This window comes from Sphingopyxis sp. 22461 (assembly GCF_052044915.1).
Taxonomy (GTDB): domain Bacteria; phylum Pseudomonadota; class Alphaproteobacteria; order Sphingomonadales; family Sphingomonadaceae; genus Sphingopyxis.
Genome location: NZ_JBQENY010000004.1, coordinates 91379 through 108562, shown reverse-complemented (window position 1 = coordinate 108562; position 17184 = coordinate 91379). Strand labels below are relative to the sequence as shown.

Annotated in this window: 21 protein-coding genes; 9 read left to right on the top strand and 12 right to left on the bottom strand. The window is 66.2% G+C overall.

Going from position 1 to position 17184, the window contains the following annotated elements:
* Positions 1-11: 11 nt before the first annotated feature.
* From ACTJI5_RS07890 to ACTJI5_RS07880, 3 genes are read right to left on the bottom strand one after another with little or no spacing between them, the layout of a single operon-like run.
* Complete coding sequence (locus tag ACTJI5_RS07890) at positions 12-1142, bottom strand: acyltransferase family protein (RefSeq protein WP_440859906.1); 1131 nt, start codon at positions 1140-1142, stop codon at positions 12-14.
* Positions 1139-2476, bottom strand: coding sequence for a putative O-glycosylation ligase, exosortase A system-associated (locus ACTJI5_RS07885; RefSeq protein WP_440859905.1), 1338 nt, complete (start codon positions 2474-2476; stop codon positions 1139-1141). Before ACTJI5_RS07885 ends, ACTJI5_RS07890 begins: the two co-directional genes overlap by 4 nt.
* Entirely contained in the window at positions 2469-2633 is a 165-nt protein-coding gene (locus tag ACTJI5_RS07880) for a hypothetical protein (protein ID WP_162835126.1), read from the bottom strand. The genes ACTJI5_RS07885 and ACTJI5_RS07880 overlap by 8 nt, the downstream gene beginning before the upstream one ends.
* A 66-nt stretch (positions 2634-2699) precedes the next feature.
* Here ACTJI5_RS07880 and ACTJI5_RS07875 point away from each other — a divergent pair, with 66 nt between their 5' ends.
* Together ACTJI5_RS07875 and ACTJI5_RS07870 are read left to right on the top strand one after the other, a co-directional pair.
* The gene (locus ACTJI5_RS07875) at positions 2700-3905 is read left to right on the top strand and encodes a TIGR04063 family PEP-CTERM/XrtA system glycosyltransferase (protein ID WP_440859904.1); all 1206 of its coding nucleotides are present in this window, start codon (positions 2700-2702) and stop codon (positions 3903-3905) included.
* Between the two features lie 57 nt (positions 3906-3962).
* A complete protein-coding gene (locus ACTJI5_RS07870; protein WP_440859903.1) occupies positions 3963-4790 on the top strand; it encodes a hypothetical protein in 828 nt (275 codons plus the stop codon).
* Here the strand turns inward: ACTJI5_RS07870 and ACTJI5_RS07865 are convergent.
* Both ACTJI5_RS07865 and ACTJI5_RS07860 read right to left on the bottom strand, forming a co-directional pair.
* Entirely contained in the window at positions 4787-5113 is a 327-nt protein-coding gene (locus ACTJI5_RS07865; RefSeq protein ID WP_440859902.1) for a hypothetical protein, read from the bottom strand. The genes ACTJI5_RS07870 and ACTJI5_RS07865 overlap by 4 nt on opposite strands.
* Positions 5110-5373: a hypothetical protein gene (locus ACTJI5_RS07860; protein ID WP_440859901.1), complete on the bottom strand. Its 264-nt coding sequence runs from the start codon at positions 5371-5373 to the stop codon at positions 5110-5112. Before ACTJI5_RS07860 ends, ACTJI5_RS07865 begins: the two co-directional genes overlap by 4 nt.
* Positions 5374-5508: 135 nt before the next feature.
* On the opposite strand from ACTJI5_RS07860, the gene ACTJI5_RS07855 reads away from it, so the two are divergent.
* Positions 5509-6177 (top strand): S24 family peptidase, encoded by a 669-nt coding sequence (locus ACTJI5_RS07855; protein WP_440859900.1) that lies wholly within the window; start codon positions 5509-5511, stop codon positions 6175-6177.
* Between the two features lie 135 nt (positions 6178-6312).
* Here ACTJI5_RS07855 and ACTJI5_RS07850 read toward each other — a convergent pair whose 3' ends face one another.
* Positions 6313-6618, bottom strand: coding sequence for a hypothetical protein (locus tag ACTJI5_RS07850; protein ID WP_058537039.1), 306 nt, complete (start codon positions 6616-6618; stop codon positions 6313-6315).
* Between the two features lie 180 nt (positions 6619-6798).
* Here ACTJI5_RS07850 and ACTJI5_RS07845 point away from each other — a divergent pair, with 180 nt between their 5' ends.
* Positions 6799-8085, top strand: coding sequence for a methyl-accepting chemotaxis protein (locus ACTJI5_RS07845; protein ID WP_440859899.1), 1287 nt, complete (start codon positions 6799-6801; stop codon positions 8083-8085).
* A gap of 100 nt (positions 8086-8185) precedes the next feature.
* On the top strand, positions 8186-8911 hold the full coding sequence (gene aqpZ, locus ACTJI5_RS07840) for an aquaporin Z (RefSeq protein WP_310251363.1): 726 nt from the start codon (positions 8186-8188) through the stop codon (positions 8909-8911).
* Between the two features lie 36 nt (positions 8912-8947).
* Here the strand turns inward: aqpZ and galU are convergent, their stop codons facing one another.
* From galU to ACTJI5_RS07810, 6 genes are all read right to left on the bottom strand, one after another.
* On the bottom strand, positions 8948-9811 hold the full coding sequence (gene galU / locus ACTJI5_RS07835) for a UTP--glucose-1-phosphate uridylyltransferase GalU (protein ID WP_440859898.1): 864 nt from the start codon (positions 9809-9811) through the stop codon (positions 8948-8950).
* A 63-nt stretch (positions 9812-9874) separates the two neighbouring features.
* Positions 9875-10375, bottom strand: a complete 501-nt coding sequence (locus tag ACTJI5_RS07830) for an OmpA family protein (RefSeq protein ID WP_058536944.1) — start codon at positions 10373-10375, stop codon at positions 9875-9877.
* Between the two features lie 19 nt (positions 10376-10394).
* Positions 10395-11621, bottom strand: coding sequence for a diguanylate cyclase (locus ACTJI5_RS07825; RefSeq protein ID WP_440859897.1), 1227 nt, complete (start codon positions 11619-11621; stop codon positions 10395-10397).
* Positions 11618-12190: a YfiR family protein gene (locus ACTJI5_RS07820; protein WP_440859896.1), complete on the bottom strand. Its 573-nt coding sequence runs from the start codon at positions 12188-12190 to the stop codon at positions 11618-11620. The genes ACTJI5_RS07825 and ACTJI5_RS07820 overlap by 4 nt, the downstream gene beginning before the upstream one ends.
* 106 nt (positions 12191-12296) lie before the next feature.
* Positions 12297-12833 carry a peptide-methionine (S)-S-oxide reductase MsrA gene (gene msrA / locus ACTJI5_RS07815; RefSeq protein WP_440859895.1) on the bottom strand — a complete coding sequence of 179 codons (537 nt, stop codon included), beginning with the start codon at positions 12831-12833 and terminating at the stop codon, positions 12297-12299.
* A 57-nt stretch (positions 12834-12890) separates the two neighbouring features.
* On the bottom strand, positions 12891-13883 hold the full coding sequence (locus ACTJI5_RS07810) for a M48 family metallopeptidase (protein ID WP_440859894.1): 993 nt from the start codon (positions 13881-13883) through the stop codon (positions 12891-12893).
* A gap of 105 nt (positions 13884-13988) precedes the next feature.
* Here ACTJI5_RS07810 and ACTJI5_RS07805 point away from each other — a divergent pair, with 105 nt between their 5' ends.
* The 4 genes from ACTJI5_RS07805 to rpsI all read left to right on the top strand — a co-directional run bounded on the left by ACTJI5_RS07805 (position 13989) and on the right by rpsI (position 17000).
* On the top strand, positions 13989-15038 hold the full coding sequence (locus ACTJI5_RS07805) for a COX15/CtaA family protein (protein WP_440859893.1): 1050 nt from the start codon (positions 13989-13991) through the stop codon (positions 15036-15038).
* 125 nt (positions 15039-15163) lie between these two features.
* Positions 15164-15847, top strand: coding sequence for a hypothetical protein (locus ACTJI5_RS07800; RefSeq protein WP_440859892.1), 684 nt, complete (start codon positions 15164-15166; stop codon positions 15845-15847).
* Between the two features lie 176 nt (positions 15848-16023).
* Complete coding sequence (rplM, locus tag ACTJI5_RS07795; protein ID WP_056373531.1) at positions 16024-16503, top strand: 50S ribosomal protein L13; 480 nt, start codon at positions 16024-16026, stop codon at positions 16501-16503.
* Positions 16503-17000, top strand: coding sequence for a 30S ribosomal protein S9 (rpsI, locus tag ACTJI5_RS07790; protein ID WP_058536938.1), 498 nt, complete (start codon positions 16503-16505; stop codon positions 16998-17000). Before rplM ends, rpsI begins: the two co-directional genes overlap by 1 nt.
* Positions 17001-17184: the final 184 nt, after the last annotated feature.

Genomic DNA, 17184 nt, shown 5'->3' with positions numbered 1-17184 from the left:
GCGTCGGCGGGTCAGGTCTCGCTGCGGCCCGCGGCGAAGATGGTGCGCGGGGCGGCGAGCAGGCGGTCGCCGGCCCGCTGGGCGATCCGCCGCCCCGGCACCTCGAGCGCGATATGGAGAAGATGCGACGCGGCCAGCGTCAACAGGATGAAGGCGAGGATCTTGATCGGATGGACCAGCATGGGATCGTCGACGAAGAAGAGCTTGAAGAGGATCCACAGGAAGAAATGCGACAGATAGACGGCATAGCTGATATCCCCCAGCCATTGCGCGATCCGGCCTGAGAGGAGCGGCCGCGGCGCCGTCGAGGCCTGCAGCGCAAGGATCACGACGGCGGTCATGATCAGCGGCACCGCCGCCGGCTGCGATCCGGCCACTCCGAAAAGCAATGCCGCGGCGCCGACAAGGCCGAGCGCGGTGCCATAGATGATCGCCGTGCCGCGGGGCGCTTCGCGCTGCGCCGTCCACCATTGGCAAAGCAGGATGCCGATGCCGAATTCGACGAGGCAGCGCAGCAGCCCGGTCGCGGGAATATCGTCGCCGATGCTCGCGCGGCCGGTTGCCGCGAACCACCAGCCCAGACCGGCCGCCATCGCGATGATCAACGAAGGAAAGCTCCACGCGCCGCGCGGCAGCCGCGTCAGCCAGCCGCCGGCGATCGCCAGCAGCAGATAGGCGGCCCATTCGGTCGAGATCGACCAGGCTGGATCGTTCCACGTCAGCCCGTTGCCGAACCCCCAATTCTGGACCAGCAGATAATGCGCGGGCAGCGCGGTGAAGCTGTAATGCGCGCCGGGGTCGCGCCCGCTGACGAGCAGCGCCACAGCGAACAGCAGCATCGCCGACAGGATCGCGAGATGGAGCGGGAAGATGCGGGCGAACCGGCGGACGATGAAGCGCGGCGCGGCGCGGATGCCCTGATCGCGGAACTCGGCGCCATAGGTCCACCACAGAACGAACCCCGACAGCACGAAGAACAGGTCGACCGCGAGATAACCCTCCGCCAGCACCGCAATCACCCGCTCGGGCAGGAAGCCCCCCATCGCGCCGCGGATATGGTAGAGCAGCACCATCAGCGCCGCGAACCCGCGCAGCCCGGTGAGCGTCGGCAGCATCTGCCGCGGGATGGCAGTGCCGCTCACGCAGCCACCGTCGAGCGCGGCGTCAGCGGCCGCCAGCCCGCTTCCTTCTCACGGCGGCGGCAATAGGTCGTCAGCCCGATCTCGAGCGCCAGCATCATGTAGATGAAGGGCTGGAACGCGATGGCGACGAACAGCGACCCGACCAGATAGACGATATGGCCGTGCTGCAGCGCGGTCGCCAGCGGCGCGATCCATTGCTCTTCGCCGCGCCGCGTTTTCAGGTAGCGCCGCCGGATCCGTTCCATCTGCATCAGTCCCGCGAAATGGAGGAGCAACCACATCGCGGTTCCCGGATAGCCCTGCTCGCCCAGCATCTCGAAATAGCTCGAATGATAGGCGCGCGATTCTTCCTCATAAACGCTCGCCGTCTCTTCCGGGCTGCTCGCTTCCTTTTCGACGCGTACGCGATTTTGAAGAAAGGCGTTGAAGCCGCCGCCCATGGGATTGTCCTTCGCATAGTCCCAGGTCCACGCCCACACCGCGACGCGCGTCGAGGCCGACTGGTCGGACTTGTAGCCGCGGATCGTTTCCATGCGGTCGGTGTAGCTTTGCGGCAGGAAGGGAATGGCGGCGGCCGCGAGCAGCCCGGCGCCCGCGATGTAGAGAAGGCGGTGCTTGACCGCGCGCAGCGACAGCAGCGCGAGCACGAACAGGCAGATCAGCCCGGTGCGCGCCTGGGTGCCGACGGGCAGTAGCGCGCAGGCGAAGACCAGCGCGAAGCAGAAGGCCGACACCATCCAGTCGGGCGGAAAGATCGTCCCGTGGCGGCGATACCACAGGATCAGCGGGATGATCGATATGGCGACGCACGACATGGTGCTGCCCTCGTAAAGCCCGTAATTTTCGCTCAGCAGCAACTGCAGCGTGCCATAGCCCCCGCCGCCCGCGGCAGTCTTGATGCCGCCCGCGATCGCGATCGCCGCCGCCGAAAGCAGCAGCATCAGCGCCAGCGCCTCGATCCGCAGCTTGGTGCGCAGCGTCAGCGGAAGGAAGATCGCCCAGATCAGCGCCTTCCATACCCAGCTCCACTTGTCCGCCGCCTCGACGGGGAAATCGGCATAGATGGTCGTCATCCAGCAATAGATGAGCAGCATCACGAGCAAGGTCTGCCGCCCCGACCAGCGTGTATCCTTCTTGTCGTCGGCGACGAGCCAGCCGGCAATCGCGAGCCCGAAAACGATCAGCGAAACCGGGATCGAGTTGATCAGGAAATAACTCAGGCGCTGCGGCGCGACGATGTCGATATAGCAAAAGCACAGTATGAACAGGAACGGCTTCCTGAAGCCGATCCCGATGAAGGCAAAGAGGAAAGCGACGAACGCGAGGTCACGCATCGGGGCGGGCATCCGCTTCGGCGCGTTCGGCATCGCGGCGTTGCTGCCACAGCAGGCGCGGGCTGACCTCGCGATCGAGATCGTCGCGATGGAGCAGGCGCCAGAGCGCAATCGCCATCAGGACGTGCGTCAAGCCAAGGGAAAAATTGTCGACCATATAAGGCGTTGCCTAGGCTATTGGGGTTGACGCCGCGTTAAGCCTTGTATGTCAAAGCCCTGCACGATGACCCGAATTTTACACGTCCTCGATCATAGCCTGCCCGCGCACAGCGGCTACACCTTTCGCACCCGCGCGCTGATGAAGGCGCAGGTGGCGAAGGGCTGGGAAGTTGCGGGGGTAACGGGCGTGCGGCATCCCGAGCCGGGGCCGGATGGCGAGACCGTCGACGGGCTGACCTTCTATCGCACCCCGCCGATTGCGCCCGCGCGCGCGCCGATCCGCGAGTGGCGCGAAATCGGGGCGCTGGCGAAGCGCGTCGAAGCGCTGGCGAGGGAGTGGAAACCCGATGTGCTGCATGCGCATTCGCCGGTGCTCGACGGGCTCGCGGCGCTGCGCGTCGGCAAGAAACTCGGCATCCCGGTGATCTATGAAATTCGCGCCTTCTGGGAGGATGCGTCGGTCGGCAACGGGACAGGGCGCGAGGGGAGTGTGCGTTACTGGCTTACCAGGCAGCTCGAAACTTATGCGGTGAAATCGGCCGATGCGGTCGCAGTAATCTGCGAAGGATTGCGCGGCGATCTGATCGCGCGCGGGATCGACGCGGACAAAATCACCGTGTCGCCCAATGGCGTCGACCTCGAACTGTTCGGCGATCCGACCCCGCGTGACGATGCGCTTGCTGACACGCTCGGGCTTGCCACCGACGATGCGGTGATCGGCTATATCGGCAGCTTTTACGATTATGAGGGGATCGACGATCTGATCGCGGCGATGCCCGCGCTCGTCGCCGCGCAGCCCAAGGCGCGGCTGCTCCTCGTCGGCGGCGGCCCGATGGAGGCGGCGTTGAAAGCCCAAGCGGCGGCATCGCCGGCGGCGGCGCACATCCATTTCGTCGGCCGCGTGCCGCATCAGGAGGTCGAGCGCTATTATTCGCTGATCGATATCCTCGCCTATCCGCGCAAGAAGATGCGGCTGACCGACCTCGTCACGCCGCTGAAACCGCTCGAGGCGATGGCACAGGGTAAGCTCGTCGCGGCGTCCGATGTCGGCGGGCATCGCGAGCTGATCGAGGATGGCGCCACGGGCACCTTGTTCGCGCCCGACGACCCCGCCGCGATTGCGGATGCGCTCGCCAAGCTGCTGCAAAATCGGGAAATGTGGCCCGCGCGACGGCGGACAGCACGTATTTTTGTGGAAAGCCATCGTAACTGGTCATCAAACATTTTACGTTACGAGCCGGTTTACCAGCGATTGCTGCGCGGCGCCTGAGCGCCGCGATACCGAGTGAAGGCAAATGGCCCGACGGGCCGATGGATTTGAAACGATATGGAAGAGACCAGCGAGAATCGGGCCAAAGCGACAGCGACCGCTCTGCTGCGCGCGCTCCAGCCCGCGATTCCGGCGGTGATCGGCGCCGCGGCGCTGACCTTCCTGTTCGCCGCGGTCATGCCCTTTTCGTGGGTCGCGGGGATCAGCTGGAACCTCTATCTCGACCGGCTCTCCGACCTTTTCGTGCAGCCGATCGGCAATGGCGGGCGGCTCGCGCTCGCCTTCGGCATGTCGGCGTTCGCCGCATTGATCGCGGGCCTCGTTGCGCTGCTGATCGCAAAGCCCGAAGCGGCCGGCTTGTCGTCGCTGCGCGACCGTTTCCGCCGTACGTCGCATGAGGTGGAGAGTGACGATAGCGAAGAGATTCTGACGCGCCGCCGCCGCGTCGACCTGCACCCCGACGATCCGCCGCGCCCGCCGATCCGCGCGGGCCGCGATCTGCCGGCGGGCGGTCTGGACGGCAGCGCTATCGCCGAACCGGTTGCGCCCGGCCTGTGGTTGGGTGAAGCCGAAGCCGATCACGCCGATGAACTGGTGCTTGCCGATCTGGCGCCCGAAGAAGAATTCGACGGCGACGCGCCCTGGCTGCAACCCGCCGAAATGACTTCGCCGCCGCCGATGCCCGACCCCGCCGACAAGTCGCTCGGCGCGATGGTCGCGCGCTTCGAAGCGGGGCTGACGCGCCGTCAGCGGGCTGCCCCGGCTTCGACTGCTGCGATTCCGGTGCCCGACGATGCCGCGGAAACCGTCGAGCCCGAAGTCGACTTCGCGCTCGAAGCCGCGCTCAGCACCTTGCAGCGGATGACGCGCCAGTCGGTCGGCTAATCCTCGACCGTCAATATTTCGATCCGCAGCGTCTGCGGCGCGGTCCCGCATTCCACCACGACATCGGCGACGATATGGCCGGGGAGCGTCCATTCGGTCGCGTTCAGCCGGTCGTGCAGCGCGCGGCGAACCGGCTCGCTGTCGCCGGCCGCGAGCACGCAGGGGAACAGGTGGCGCGCGCCGACGAAACTCGCGCTCGCCCAAGGGCGAAAAGTCGACGCGCCGGGCGCCAGCCCATGCGGCAATTCTCGGACGAGCAGATGGCGAAGCCGCCGATGCGGACAACCGGGACGCGGCGGCAAGGCGGGTGACCAGCGCATCATGCCTGTGCTCCCAGTTCGGTGCGGCGGAAGGCGCGGGTTCGCCGGTCGCCCTGCGGCGCGACATGGCCCGCGCGCCGCTCGGCACGCCATTTGTTCATGAAATGTTCCACACGGCATATCATGTCGAGCCCCGGCTCGCGTCCCCCGCGCAAATCGGCGACGAGGCGCGGGTCGTGCGCCGCGGCGCGGCCGAATACGCTTGGCGGCATCGCCGATTCCTTCAGGAAGGCCTCAATCCGTTGCAGCAGGCTGCGCTCCATATTTTCCTCCCTGATCGCGCTGAAACCGGGCGACTCACCCGATAGGATATTTCCTATTTGATGCTCATTTTCCTACTTGTCTAGGAAAAATCCGTTTGCTAGAGACGAAATAGGAAGGACCAGCCCCAAGCGACTATGGCCGATTTCGATCAGGATCCGCGCACCGCGCTCGACCGCCTCTTGACTGAAAGAGGGATCGACTATGCGCGCATATCGCAGGTGATCGGGCGCAACCCCGCCTATATCCAGCAATATATCAAGCGCGGTTCGCCGCGGCGGCTGGCCGAGCAGGATCGTGCGCGCATCGCCGCCTATCTCGGCGTGTCCGAAGCGATGCTGGGCGGGCCGGTGCAGCGCGTCGCGACCCCGGCGCGGGGGCGCGGGCCCGGAATGATATTGGTGCCGAAACTCGCGATCGGCGCCTCGGCGGGCGCGGGCGCCAGCGTCGATGGCGAAGCCGTCGAGGGCGAGGTCGCGTTCGACCCGAAATGGCTGCGCGACCTGGGGGCCGATCCGCGCGCGCTCAGCATCATTCGCGTCGAGGGCGATTCGATGGCGCCGACGCTCGACGATGGCGACGATATATTGGTCGATGGCGGCGACGCCGCGGCGCGGCTGCGCGACGGCATCTATGTCCTGCGCATGGACGATGTGCTGATGGTGAAGCGCGTCGCGCGCGCGCCGGGGCAGGGCCGCATTTCGGTGATCAGCGACAATCCGCACTATCGCAGCTGGGATGACCTGCCGATGGCGTCGGTGCAACTGGTCGGCCGCGTCGTATGGACGGGCCGGCGGGTGCGGTAGCTTTCGGTCCTCCCTGTCGCGCAGCGATGGGGAGGGGGACCGCTCGCGTAGCGAGTGGTGGAGGGGCAAGCGTCATAGCCCCTCCGTCAGCGCTTCGCGCTGCCACCTCCCCATGCCTGCGGCACAAGGAGGATTTTAACGCGGCGCCGCCATCAATGCTTCGATTTCATGCTCGAGCACTTCGGCGCGCTGGCATTGGTCGGCCTTGCCGTCGCGGCACTTTTCGGCCGCCTTGTCGCGCTGGCGCGACAGCTTGCCCATCTGTTCCTCGCGCTTGCGCATTTCACGGCCGCGGTTGCGATCCGATTCGTCCTGACTGGTCGTCGACCAGTCGGCGACCTGGCCGACGGCTTTGACCGGCGCGGTGACGACCGTCTTGACCGCGCTGAAACAGCCGGCGAGCAGGGGAGCGGCCATGACCGCCAGAATTAAAACGCGCATTTTCTTCTCCTCGCCGATGACGCCCCATCGCATAACCGCCGCGATCTGAACAGGATATTGCGACGGATCGGCGCCGCGCGCGGTCGGCGTGTCACATCACTGAAATAAATGGTTAAATTGCTGTTTACCAACAGCCTCTAGGTCGATGCGCGAACAAGGTCGCAGACTGAAGAGAGAGTGATGAACGCCATGGGATATGCCTTTACGCCATCGCCGGGCCACGCGTCCGCGATCGGCGCCGACGCGCATATGTCTGAGGTCATCGATCTGTTCCGCGGCAATCCGCAGCTTCGGGCGCTCGCGGTGGTCGATGGCGAAGAGCGGCCGGTGGGCATCATTCGCGAACAGCGGGTGCGCGAATTGCTCTTCTGTCCCTTCTGGTTTTCGCTGATGCAAAATCCGACGATCGGCGGCTCGATCGCCTCGATGATCGAAGCATGTCCGACCGCCGATGTCGCACGATCGACGACCGATTTGCTGCGCGTCGTGGCGCAGTCGCCGGGGCAGCAGGAACTGATCCTCGTCCGCGCGGGACGCTTCGTCGAAACGCTCGACAGCGGCCAGCTCGCCAAGCTGGCGATGCTGCGCGAGGTCGAACTGGCAGAGGAACGGGCGGCGCGCACGACGCACATCGACGATGCCGGGCGGCGGTTCCAGCAGGACATCACCGCGCTGACCGCGACGCTGTCCGACATGGCGCGCAAGGTCGAAGCGGTCGCCGGCACGCTGTCCGAACGTGCTCAGCAAACAGGGCGCGACGCGGTCACCGTCGCGGGCGCGACCGCGCAGACGCTTGCCGGGCTGCAGGACCTCGGCGATCGCGGTCATGCGCTTGCGGCGACGATGGCGAAGATCGTCGACGACGGATCGCGCGCGCGCACCGTTCGCGGCGACGCGCATCGCAAGATCAAGCAGGCCAGCGATCGGTCGATCGCATTGAAGGCGGCGAGCCAGTCGATCGAACAGATGCTCGCATTGATCATCGACATGGCGAGCCGCACCAATATGCTCGCGCTCAATGCAGGGATCGAGGCGGCGCGCGCCGGTGATGCCGGCCGCGGCTTTGCCGTGGTCGCGTCGGAGGTGAAGACGCTGGCCAGCCAGACGCGCGTCGCAGCGGGCGACATCACCCAATATGTCGACCGGATCCGCGACATCGTCGAACAGGTCGCGGCGGGATTTGAAGAGGTCGAGAAGGCGATCGACGCCAACAATGGTTTTTCCGACGCGATCGACCGCGCGGTCGATGGACAGAGCGCGACGACGCTGACGATCGCGAGCTATGTCGAACAGGCGGTCTTTGCGGGCCGCGAAATCGACGCGCGCGTCCGCGAAATCGGACATGGCGCGACCGCCGTCGGCGATGGCGCGCAGGCGCTGGGCAAATTGTCCGCCGGGCTGACCGAGGCGGCGCTGTCGCTGCACCAGCGTGCGCGCCACTTCGTCGAAGCGGTCGCGGCCGCCTGATTCGTCTTGGCCGGACAAGGGCTTGCCCGTTCGCGCAGCGCTGATAGGATGCCGCTCGCGCCGGGGGCGTCTGAGGCCATCGGCGGGGAGGAGGGTCATCATGACGAATATCCAAAAGGGTCTGGCCGAATTTATCGGCACGTTCTGGCTTGTCTTCGGCGGCTGCGGCAGCGCGGTTCTGGCCGCGGCATTCCCCGACGTCGGGATCGGACTGCTCGGCGTCTCGCTTGCTTTCGGTCTGACGGTTGTCACCATGGCCTATGCGATCGGCCATATTTCGGGCTGTCACCTCAACCCCGCAGTCACCGTGGGGCTGTGGGCGGGCGGGCGTTTCGACGCGCGCGATATTCCGCTCTATGTCGTCGCGCAGGTGCTCGGCGCGATCGTCGCGGCGTTCCTGCTCTTTTACGTCGCCAGTGGTAATCCGGCCTATGATCTCGCCACGAACGGCCTAGCGGCCAACGGCTTCGATGCGGGTTCGCCGGGACATTATGACATCTGGTCGGGCTTCATCATCGAGATCGTGCTCACCGCCTTCTTCCTGTGGATCATCATGGGGTCGACCGACGGCCGTGCGCCCGCGGGTTTCGCACCGATCGCGATCGGCCTTGCGCTGACGCTGATCCACCTCATCTCGATCCCGGTGACCAACACCTCGGTCAATCCGGCGCGCAGCACCGGTCCCGCGCTGGTCGTGGGCGGCATCGCGCTGCAGCAATTGTGGCTGTTCTGGATCGCGCCGTTGATCGGCGGGGCGATTGGCGGCTTGCTCTACAAGACGCTCGGGGCCGACAGCTTCCCGAAACCGAATATCGAAGGCGAATAAGCGCCAGGCCGGCGGAGGCTGCTGCCTCCGCCGCTCCTATTTCAGCAGATCGATCGCAAAAGCGCGCACTTCGTCCGCGATGTCGGGCCGTTCGAGCGCGACCGCCAGATTGGCCTGGATATATCCGGCTTTCGATCCGCAGTCGTAGCGCGCGCCTTCGAAGGTGACGGCGTGGAAGGGCTGGTTGCCGATCATCGTCGCCATCGCGTCGGTGAGCTGGATTTCGCCGCCCGCGCCCTTTTCCTGGCGTTCGAGCACGCGCATCACTTCGGGTTGCAAGATATAGCGGCCCGAAATGATCAGGTTCGACGGCGCGTCGGCGACCGGCGGTTTTTCGACCAGGCCCTTCACTTCGGTCAGCGCCCCGTCGCGCGCGCCGGGCGCGATAACGCCATAGGCGGACACCTGTTCGTGCGGCACTTCGAGCACCGAGATCAGATTACCGCCGACCTTTTGATACGCATCGACCATCTGCTTCATGCAGCCGGGCGACCCGTGCATGAATTCGTCGGGGAGGAAGATCGCGAAGGGTTCGTCGCCGACGATGTCGCGCGCGCACCAGATCGCGTGCCCCAAGCCCAGCGGTTCCTGTTGCCGGACATAGGCGCAGGCGCCGGGGCCGAGCCGCGTCGGTTCGAGCACTGACAGATCCTTGCCGCGCTCGGACATCGTCTTTTCGAGTTCGAACGCGACGTCGAAATGATCCTCGATCGCGCTTTTGCCGCGACCGGTGACGAAGATCATCTGCTCGATCCCCGCCTCGCGCGCTTCGTCGACCGCATATTGGATCAGCGGCCGGTCGACGACGGGCAGCATCTCCTTGGGGATCGCCTTGGTCGCGGGGAGGAAGCGGGTGCCGAGGCCGGCGACGGGGAAGACGGCTTTGCGGATCGGTTTCATGAGCGAGGGCTTAGCCGCGAACTTTGGTCAAGAAAAGAGTCCGGGACAGCGCCGACGGCCGCGTCACTGCGGCGTGACGATCACGACCACGCGCCGGTTGTCCTGCCGCCCCTCCGCTGTCGTGTTGCTCGACAGCGGCAGGGTCTCGCCGCGGCCGACGATCTGGTCCGCGGTAAATCGCATGCCGCCCGCCTGCATCGGCGCCGCGACGGCCTCTGCGCGCGCCTGCGACAACGTCAGATTATAGGCCGGGGCGCCGGTCGAATCGGTATGACCTTCCACCCGCGCGGTCGCGATGCCCACCGAAACGAGCTTGGCGGCAATATCGCTGATCCGCTGCTGCTGGTCGGGCGACACGCTGCTTTCGTTCGACGCGAAAAGCAGCCGTTCGGGCATGCTCAGCATCCACCCGGGACCGTCCTCCACAAAGCCTTGGGACTGGAGAACGGCGATTTGTCCGGGGGTGAAGCCGGTGGTCGGCGGCACGCTTTGGCACGCCGCGAGCAAGGCCGCGAAGCCCATGAGGAAAAGGGTTCGGATCGATCGGGGGAAATCAAGTGTCACGGCATCACTCCGCTGGTCATCATCGGGAACGGTTGGTCAGTTTGTCGGCATACATGGCGGCGTCGGCCGCGGTGAGCAGCGCGGTGGCGTTGGTGCCATCGTCGGGGAAGACCGCGACGCCGACGCTGACCGCCGCGCGGTAGGTTTCGCCGCCCGGCAGCGCGATGGGCTGCGACACGCAGGCGCGGATCCGGTTCGCCAGATCGCCGGGGACGGCGTCGGTGTCGAGCGGGTCGACGATGACGATAAATTCGTCCCCGCCGATCCTTGCCGCGAAATCGCCCTTGCGAAGCGTTTCCTTGATGCAGGCCGACAGCGCGACGAGCACGGTGTCGCCCGCGGCATGGCCGAAATTGTCATTTGCCGCCTTGAAATTGTCGGCGTCGATGAAAAGCAGCGCAAAGCGGTCGCCACGCCCCTCTGCGGACCGGATATGCTCCGCCAGTTGCTCGTCGAACGCGGCGCGGTTCGGCATCGCGGTCAATGTGTCGTGCGACGCGCGGTGCGCGAGCAGCGCGCGCTCGGTTTCCATATGCCCCTGCCAGCCCTGCAGTTCGTCGAGCAGCGCATTGATATCGCCGCCCAGCCGGTCGAGCTCGGCAATGCCGAGCGGCTTCACTCGCTTGTCGAACCGCCGGTGCAGGCGCACGTCGTGGGCGACGGTCGCAATTTCGTTCAATGGCTTGACCAGCTCATATTCGAAGCGCCGCGCGAGGAAGATGGTGCCGAACGCCGTGATGAGCAGACAGCCGAAGCCGGCAAGCAGGCCGAGGCGGACATAATCGACCAATGTCGAACTGTCGCCCCACACCTCGATCGTGCCGATCGCCGACCCGTTGCGCTGGACGGTGACGGCAAAGGGCCGGGGGAAGAAGATGCGGGTGAGGATCGGCGCCGGGTCGGCACTGGGCGAGGCCCATTCGGTGACGGGCCGGCCGACGTCGTTGAGTACGCGCAAGCGGGCGATGCCGGGAATGCGGGTCAAGGGTTCCAGCCCTTCGCGCACTGCCTGCGGATCGTTGAACACCAGCGCGGGTTCGACGCCATAGGCGCCGAGCTGCGCCGCGAGTTCCATATTGCGATCGGCATAGCCGCGCAGCGCGGTCACCCCGGCGAGCAGGATCGTCAGACCCGAAAGCGCGACCGCGAACAGCGTGATCCCGAAATGAAAGCGCGACAGCAGCTTTTGCAGCGTCGTGCGTGCACCGATCCGTTCGACCGAGGGCGTGGGGGTCTGGCCGGTCATGCCGCCCCCCCTTTGCCGCCGCCGATCCGCAGGACACGCGGGTCGATGCGCAGCGGGCCGCGCCCGATCGCGTCGATATTGACCGAAAAGCTGATGCTCGCCGCCTTGTTGCTGAGGCAGAACATCGCGCCATAGATGCATGCTGCGTCATCGTCGGTGATGGTCAGGACCGGACGGCCGCGCACCCAGGCGATGAGCTGCCGGCGATCGGCGACGGGCATCCGGCCGAGGAACAAGATGTCGCACTCGGGGGTGACGGTGGCGGTGGTCGTCCGGCGGACCGTGACCGAGCCGGGGCCCGGGACATCGGGCGCCATGCGATCGGCCAGCCGCGGCGCGCCGACGACGCACATCGTCCGGGCGGTTGCCGCCGACCCATCGGGCCAGCGCGCATAGCTGACGATGCCGCCCACCATCCGGTTGACGGCGCGCGCCATCCCGCCCGACCCGTCTTCGACAGCGGTCTGGCTTGCGGCTTGAACCGACATCTGCGGCGTCGTCACCAACGCGCCGATCAGAAACAGTGATGCCAGCACCTGGCCGCGCCCCCAACTGCGTTTCAGGGGCATCCTGCCCCAGCGAAGGCGCGTCCGCTAGTCAAAACAATTGGAAAGTCAATGAAAAGTGACGTCATGCGACCATATAGAAACAGCGGCCGCATCGATTCATCCTCGTCTATTCGGCGCGCAAACGGTCACTGAATCCCTTGCGCAATTTAGCCAGCTTCGGCGGGATCACCGCCATGCAATAGGGATTGCGCTGGCCTTCGCCGTCCCAATAGGCCTGATGATAATCTTCGGCCGGATACCATTTCGACGCGCTCTCGATCGTCGTGACGATGGGTGCGGGCCAATCGGCAGCGGCGCGCGCGATCCCGGCGCGCGCGGCATCGGCCTGCGCCGCATCGAGCGGGAAGAGGGCGCTGCGATACTGGGTGCCGATGTCGTTACCCTGGCGGTTGAGCGTCGTCGGATCGTGCGTCGCAAAATGGACGTCGAGCAAATCGTCGTAAGAAATGACGGCGGGATCGAAAGTGATGCGGATCGCCTCGGCGTGGCCGGTGTCGCCGCCGCAGACCTGCTTATAGGTCGGATCCTCGACGGTCCCGCCGATATAGCCGCTCTCGACACCCTCGACGCCGCCGAGCGACTGGAACACGGCTTCGGTACACCAGAAGCAGCCTCCGGCGAAAATGGCGGTCTCTTGGGTCATGGGCGTCGATCCTTTTCGGGGGGAAGTGATTGTTCCCGAAATAGGATGTGCGCGCGCCTATTCCAAGGGCGGCAGGGCGCCGACCAGCGGCGGGCGCAGCGGCTGGCCCGCTTTGCGCAGCGAAGCGATCGCCGCCGCCTCGGCTTCGAGCGACGCGACGCGGTCGCGCCAGTTCGGGTGGGTGCTGGCCTGGAACATCGGCCGTCCCTTTCGCTGGCCGAAGCGCGACCAGAAGCGCGCCGCCGCGGCGGGATCATAGCCCGCGCCGGCGAGCAGCCAAACCGACAGCCGGTCGGCCTCGACCTCGGTCTGCTTGAACAGGCGCGCATTGCGGCCGAATTGCTTGCCGAGCCCGCGATCGACCCCCGCCGCGTCGAGCCGCGCGCGGTGCCGCAATATATTATGCGCCAGCTCGTGGGCGATCGCGGCCGCGAGTTCCGCGTCATCGGCGGCGAAATCGGCAAGGCCCTGGTTGACGAGGACCATCCGTCCGTCGGCGACGGCGGCGGGCCTTTCATTGGCTTCGACCCGAAAATCGCTGACGCAGCCGGCGACCGGGGTGAGGCTGACGATGCGCCCGGCGCCGACATGCAATGCGATCGCGGTATCGACCGGCAGCGCCGCCATGCTGCCTTCGATCGCCGTGATCCGCGCGAAGGGATGGTCCCCGATTCCGTCGGGGACGGGCGCGTCCGCTATCGCCGTGACGGGTGTGCCGACCTTCATCCCCGCCGATGCGGCGGGCGAGTGCGGGGCCAGCGCCGCAATGTAAGGGTGAAGCTGGTCGACGGCACCATAAGCCGCGAGCGCTTCGGTGCGCCGGTCTGCCGCATAAAGGCGCGGGTCGCCCCATATCCACCCGAACTGCGGCTGGCGTACCGGGCACCAGGCGGCGTTGGCGGTCGTCAACCGAAAGCCGATGGTAGCGACGCGCGCCTCGATCGACGCTAATGCGGCATAGGGCGATTGTGCGGCGGGCGGCGCAGCGAGGACGGGCGCTGCCATAGACGCCAGCAGAGCTGCAAGGATCATCGGGGCGCGGGGCGGCATCGCCGTCCCCTATCAAGTCGCAGCTGTCGGGGCCATGAATTTCCCGCGGGACGCCGGGTTCCGGGCCTCTTGCCTATCGCCCGGCAAGCGCCGATAGGGCGGGCCATGACGCACGCCTCTGTCTTGCCGGCGCCTGCCGCCCACCAACCCCGCCCCGCGGCGCTCGCGCGCTGGCTGTGGGCGGTCGCATTACTCGTGATCATCGTGGTCGGGGTCGGCGGTATCACCCGCCTCACCGAATCGGGGCTTTCGATCACCGAATGGCGCCCCGTTTCGGGCGTGCTGCCGCCGCTGAGCGAGGCTGGATGGATCGCGGAATTCGAGAAGTATAAGCAGATCCCCGAATATAAGGAGATCAACCTCGGCATGACGCTGGCGGGGTTCAAGGCGATCTTTTTCTGGGAGTGGCTGCACCGCATCCTCGGGCGGCTCGTCGGCATGGCGCTGGTCGTGCCATTGATCTGGTACGCCTGGCGCCGCGCGATCCCCAGCGGTTACGGCTTGCGCTTGCTCGCACTTGCCGCGCTCGTCGGGCTGCAGGGCGCGATCGGCTGGTGGATGGTCGCCTCGGGCCTCGAATATCGCGTCGACGTCAGCCATTTCCGCCTGGCCACCCATTTGCTGACTGCGCTGTTCCTGCTCGCAGGGCTGGTGTGGACGGCGCGCGATCTGGGCAGCCTGGCGCACGATCCCGCGGCGCGGCCGGCGCGCCTGACCGGACCCGCGATCGGCGTCATCGCGATCCTCTTCGTCCAGCTGCTGCTCGGCGCGTGGGTCGCGGGGCTCAACGCGGGCTATGTCGCGAGCAGCTGGCCCCTGATGAACGATCATTTCGTGCCCGAGGGTATCGACTGGGCGGGCGGCGCCTGGCTGGCGCTGACCAACGATCCTTTCCTCATCCATTTCCTCCATCGCTGGTGGTCGTGGGTTGCGGCGCTCGCGTTGCTCCTCCTCGCGCGCGCCTTGTCGCGGCGCGGCGCGCCTATCGAGGCGCGGCTGCTCGTCGCGGTCGTCGCGGCGCAGATGCTGCTCGGCATCTGGACCGTCGTCTCGGGCGTTTCGATGTGGGTCGCCGTGTGGCATCAGGTGACCGGTGCGATCCTCGTCGCCATCGCCGCGGCGGGGCTTCACCGACTGGGCCGCTGCTCGGCATGATCCCGGCCGGCAGCCTCGGCGCGCTATTGCTGCTGGCGGCCCAGCCCCTTCCGTCCTCTGAGCCGGGCGACGTTCCGGCTGCGACGGCCGTGCATTTCCAGTTCGCTCCCCCGGTGGGCCGACCGATGACCTATCGCGTGACCACGCGCCGGATCGGCCGCGAAGGATCGCTGATCAACTTCTCACTCGTCTATGCGCTGCAATGGCAGCGTGTCGGGCGCGGTTACCGGCTCGAGGCGGTGCTGCAGCGGATCGATTCGGATGCCCGCCCCGAAGTGACCCGCGCGCTGTCGTTGATGCTCGATCCGCTCGTCGGCGAACCGATCGCCTATCTTGTCGCGCCCGACGGCAGCCGAATCGATCTTGTCGACCCGGACGGATTGTGGGAGCGGGTGACCGCGCGGATCGAGGCAGTGGGCGCCAAGGCGGGGCGGCCTGAAGCCAGGCAATTGGCGCAGTTGATTGCGGCGCTCCCCGCTGCCGAACGCGACAAGCTGGCGACCGCCGATATCCGGGCGCTGGTTGCGCCTGCCAATGGCGCTATTCCGCTCTCGGCACAGGCGGACGGCGCGAGCATATCGATCACGCACGGCGGCGCGTTGCAGACGATCGCCAAGGTCGAGCGCGATTCTGCGCCCGTTGCCGGTGCCGCCAAGCCGCTGGAAATCGACAATCTGTGGACCGTCGACACCGCGACGGGGCTGGTGATGCGCGAGCAGCGGCAGAGCTGGATCGTCGATGCCGAGGGCGACGGACGGACCCTCGTCGAAGAGCGGGTTCGCGCGCTGGAGATCGTTCCGCAAAGCTAAAGGTATCATAATACCTGTCAGCAAAGCCGCGATCTGCTTGACTTTCCGCTCGGTTGGCGCCATTGGCCCGCTCCGAAGCGCCGCTGCGTCCCTTCAAGGATCAGGCGGCGCGGTTTGTTTTCGGGCGGCGGCTTGGCTGCTCGTCCTAGTCCATATCTGTCAAGGAGGTCGCCATGATGAAGGCGCTGACCAAGACGACTGTATCGGCGAACGCCGCGACGGTCGAAAAGAAATGGGTGCTGATCGACGCCGAGGGTCTCGTTGTGGGCCGCGTTGCATCGATTATCGCCAACATCCTGCGCGGCAAGCACAAGCCGTCGTTCACCCCCCACGTCGATTGCGGTGACAATGTCATCGTCATCAACGCGGAGAAGGTGGCGTTCACCGGCAAGAAGCTGCAGGACAAGCGTTACTACAAGCACACCGGCTATGCCGGCGGCATCAAGGAAACGAGCCCCGCGAAGATCCTCGAAGGCCGTTTCCCCGAGCGCGTGCTCGAAAAGGCCGTCGAACGCATGATCCCGCGTGGCCCGCTCGGCCGCCAGCAGATGCGCAACCTGCGCATCTTCGCCGGCACCGAACATCCGCATGAAGGGCAGAGCCCCGAAGTGATCGACGTCGCGTCGATGAACCGCAAGAACAAGGTGGGTGCATAATGGCTGACGAACAGACCATGACCGATCTCAAGGATCTCGCCGGCGCCGTCGAAGGCACCGTTGCCGCTCCGGTCTCGACCACGCCGCTGCGCGAAAAGATCGTCGACAAGCAGGGCCGCGCCTATGCGACCGGCCGCCGCAAGGACGCCGTTGCCCGCGTGTGGGTCAAGCCCGGCACGGGCAAGATCACCGTCAACGGCCGCGACCAGGAAGTTTACTTCGCACGTCCGACGCTGCGTCTCGTCATCAACCAGCCCTTCGGCCTGACCGAGCGCGTTGGCCAGTATGACGTGATCGCAACCGTCAAGGGCGGTGGCCTCTCGGGCCAGGCGGGCGCCGTGCTGCACGGCATCGCGCAGGCGCTGACCCGCTTCGAACCCGCGCTTCGCGGCGTTGTGAAGTCGGCCGGCTTCCTGACCCGCGACAGCCGCGCCGTCGAGCGTAAGAAGTACGGCAAGGCCAAGGCCCGCCGCAGCTTCCAGTTCTCGAAGCGCTAATCAGTTTCTTTCGTCGACGGACGGAGAAAGGAAGGGCGGTCCGGCAACGGGCCGCCCTTTTCCTTTGTGGGAACGAGGTCGGGAATGTCGGCTTTGGGGTGGGAAGTTGCCGTTCCCTTACCCATTTCGTCATCCCGGACTTGATCCGGGATCCACGACGATGGTGCGGTTATGGATCCCGGAT

Coding starts and splice junctions, on each gene's coding strand:
- ACTJI5_RS07880 (WP_162835126.1), bottom strand. CDS start 2,633: ATGGTCGACAATTTTTCCCTTGGCTTGACGCACGTCCTGATGGCGATT.
- ACTJI5_RS07805 (WP_440859893.1), top strand. CDS start 13,989: ATGACGCACGCCTCTGTCTTGCCGGCGCCTGCCGCCCACCAACCCCGC.
- rpsI (WP_058536938.1), top strand. CDS start 16,503: ATGGCTGACGAACAGACCATGACCGATCTCAAGGATCTCGCCGGCGCC.
- msrA (WP_440859895.1), bottom strand. CDS start 12,833: ATGACCCAAGAGACCGCCATTTTCGCCGGAGGCTGCTTCTGGTGTACC.
- ACTJI5_RS07865 (WP_440859902.1), bottom strand. CDS start 5,113: ATGATGCGCTGGTCACCCGCCTTGCCGCCGCGTCCCGGTTGTCCGCAT.
- ACTJI5_RS07845 (WP_440859899.1), top strand. CDS start 6,799: ATGAACGCCATGGGATATGCCTTTACGCCATCGCCGGGCCACGCGTCC.
- ACTJI5_RS07825 (WP_440859897.1), bottom strand. CDS start 11,621: ATGACCGGCCAGACCCCCACGCCCTCGGTCGAACGGATCGGTGCACGC.
- aqpZ (WP_310251363.1), top strand. CDS start 8,186: ATGACGAATATCCAAAAGGGTCTGGCCGAATTTATCGGCACGTTCTGG.
- ACTJI5_RS07875 (WP_440859904.1), top strand. CDS start 2,700: ATGACCCGAATTTTACACGTCCTCGATCATAGCCTGCCCGCGCACAGC.
- ACTJI5_RS07860 (WP_440859901.1), bottom strand. CDS start 5,373: ATGGAGCGCAGCCTGCTGCAACGGATTGAGGCCTTCCTGAAGGAATCG.
- ACTJI5_RS07885 (WP_440859905.1), bottom strand. CDS start 2,476: ATGCGTGACCTCGCGTTCGTCGCTTTCCTCTTTGCCTTCATCGGGATC.
- ACTJI5_RS07855 (WP_440859900.1), top strand. CDS start 5,509: ATGGCCGATTTCGATCAGGATCCGCGCACCGCGCTCGACCGCCTCTTG.
- rplM (WP_056373531.1), top strand. CDS start 16,024: ATGAAGGCGCTGACCAAGACGACTGTATCGGCGAACGCCGCGACGGTC.
- ACTJI5_RS07810 (WP_440859894.1), bottom strand. CDS start 13,883: ATGCCGCCCCGCGCCCCGATGATCCTTGCAGCTCTGCTGGCGTCTATG.
- ACTJI5_RS07870 (WP_440859903.1), top strand. CDS start 3,963: ATGGAAGAGACCAGCGAGAATCGGGCCAAAGCGACAGCGACCGCTCTG.
- ACTJI5_RS07850 (WP_058537039.1), bottom strand. CDS start 6,618: ATGCGCGTTTTAATTCTGGCGGTCATGGCCGCTCCCCTGCTCGCCGGC.
- ACTJI5_RS07800 (WP_440859892.1), top strand. CDS start 15,164: ATGACCTATCGCGTGACCACGCGCCGGATCGGCCGCGAAGGATCGCTG.
- ACTJI5_RS07820 (WP_440859896.1), bottom strand. CDS start 12,190: ATGCCCCTGAAACGCAGTTGGGGGCGCGGCCAGGTGCTGGCATCACTG.
- galU (WP_440859898.1), bottom strand. CDS start 9,811: ATGAAACCGATCCGCAAAGCCGTCTTCCCCGTCGCCGGCCTCGGCACC.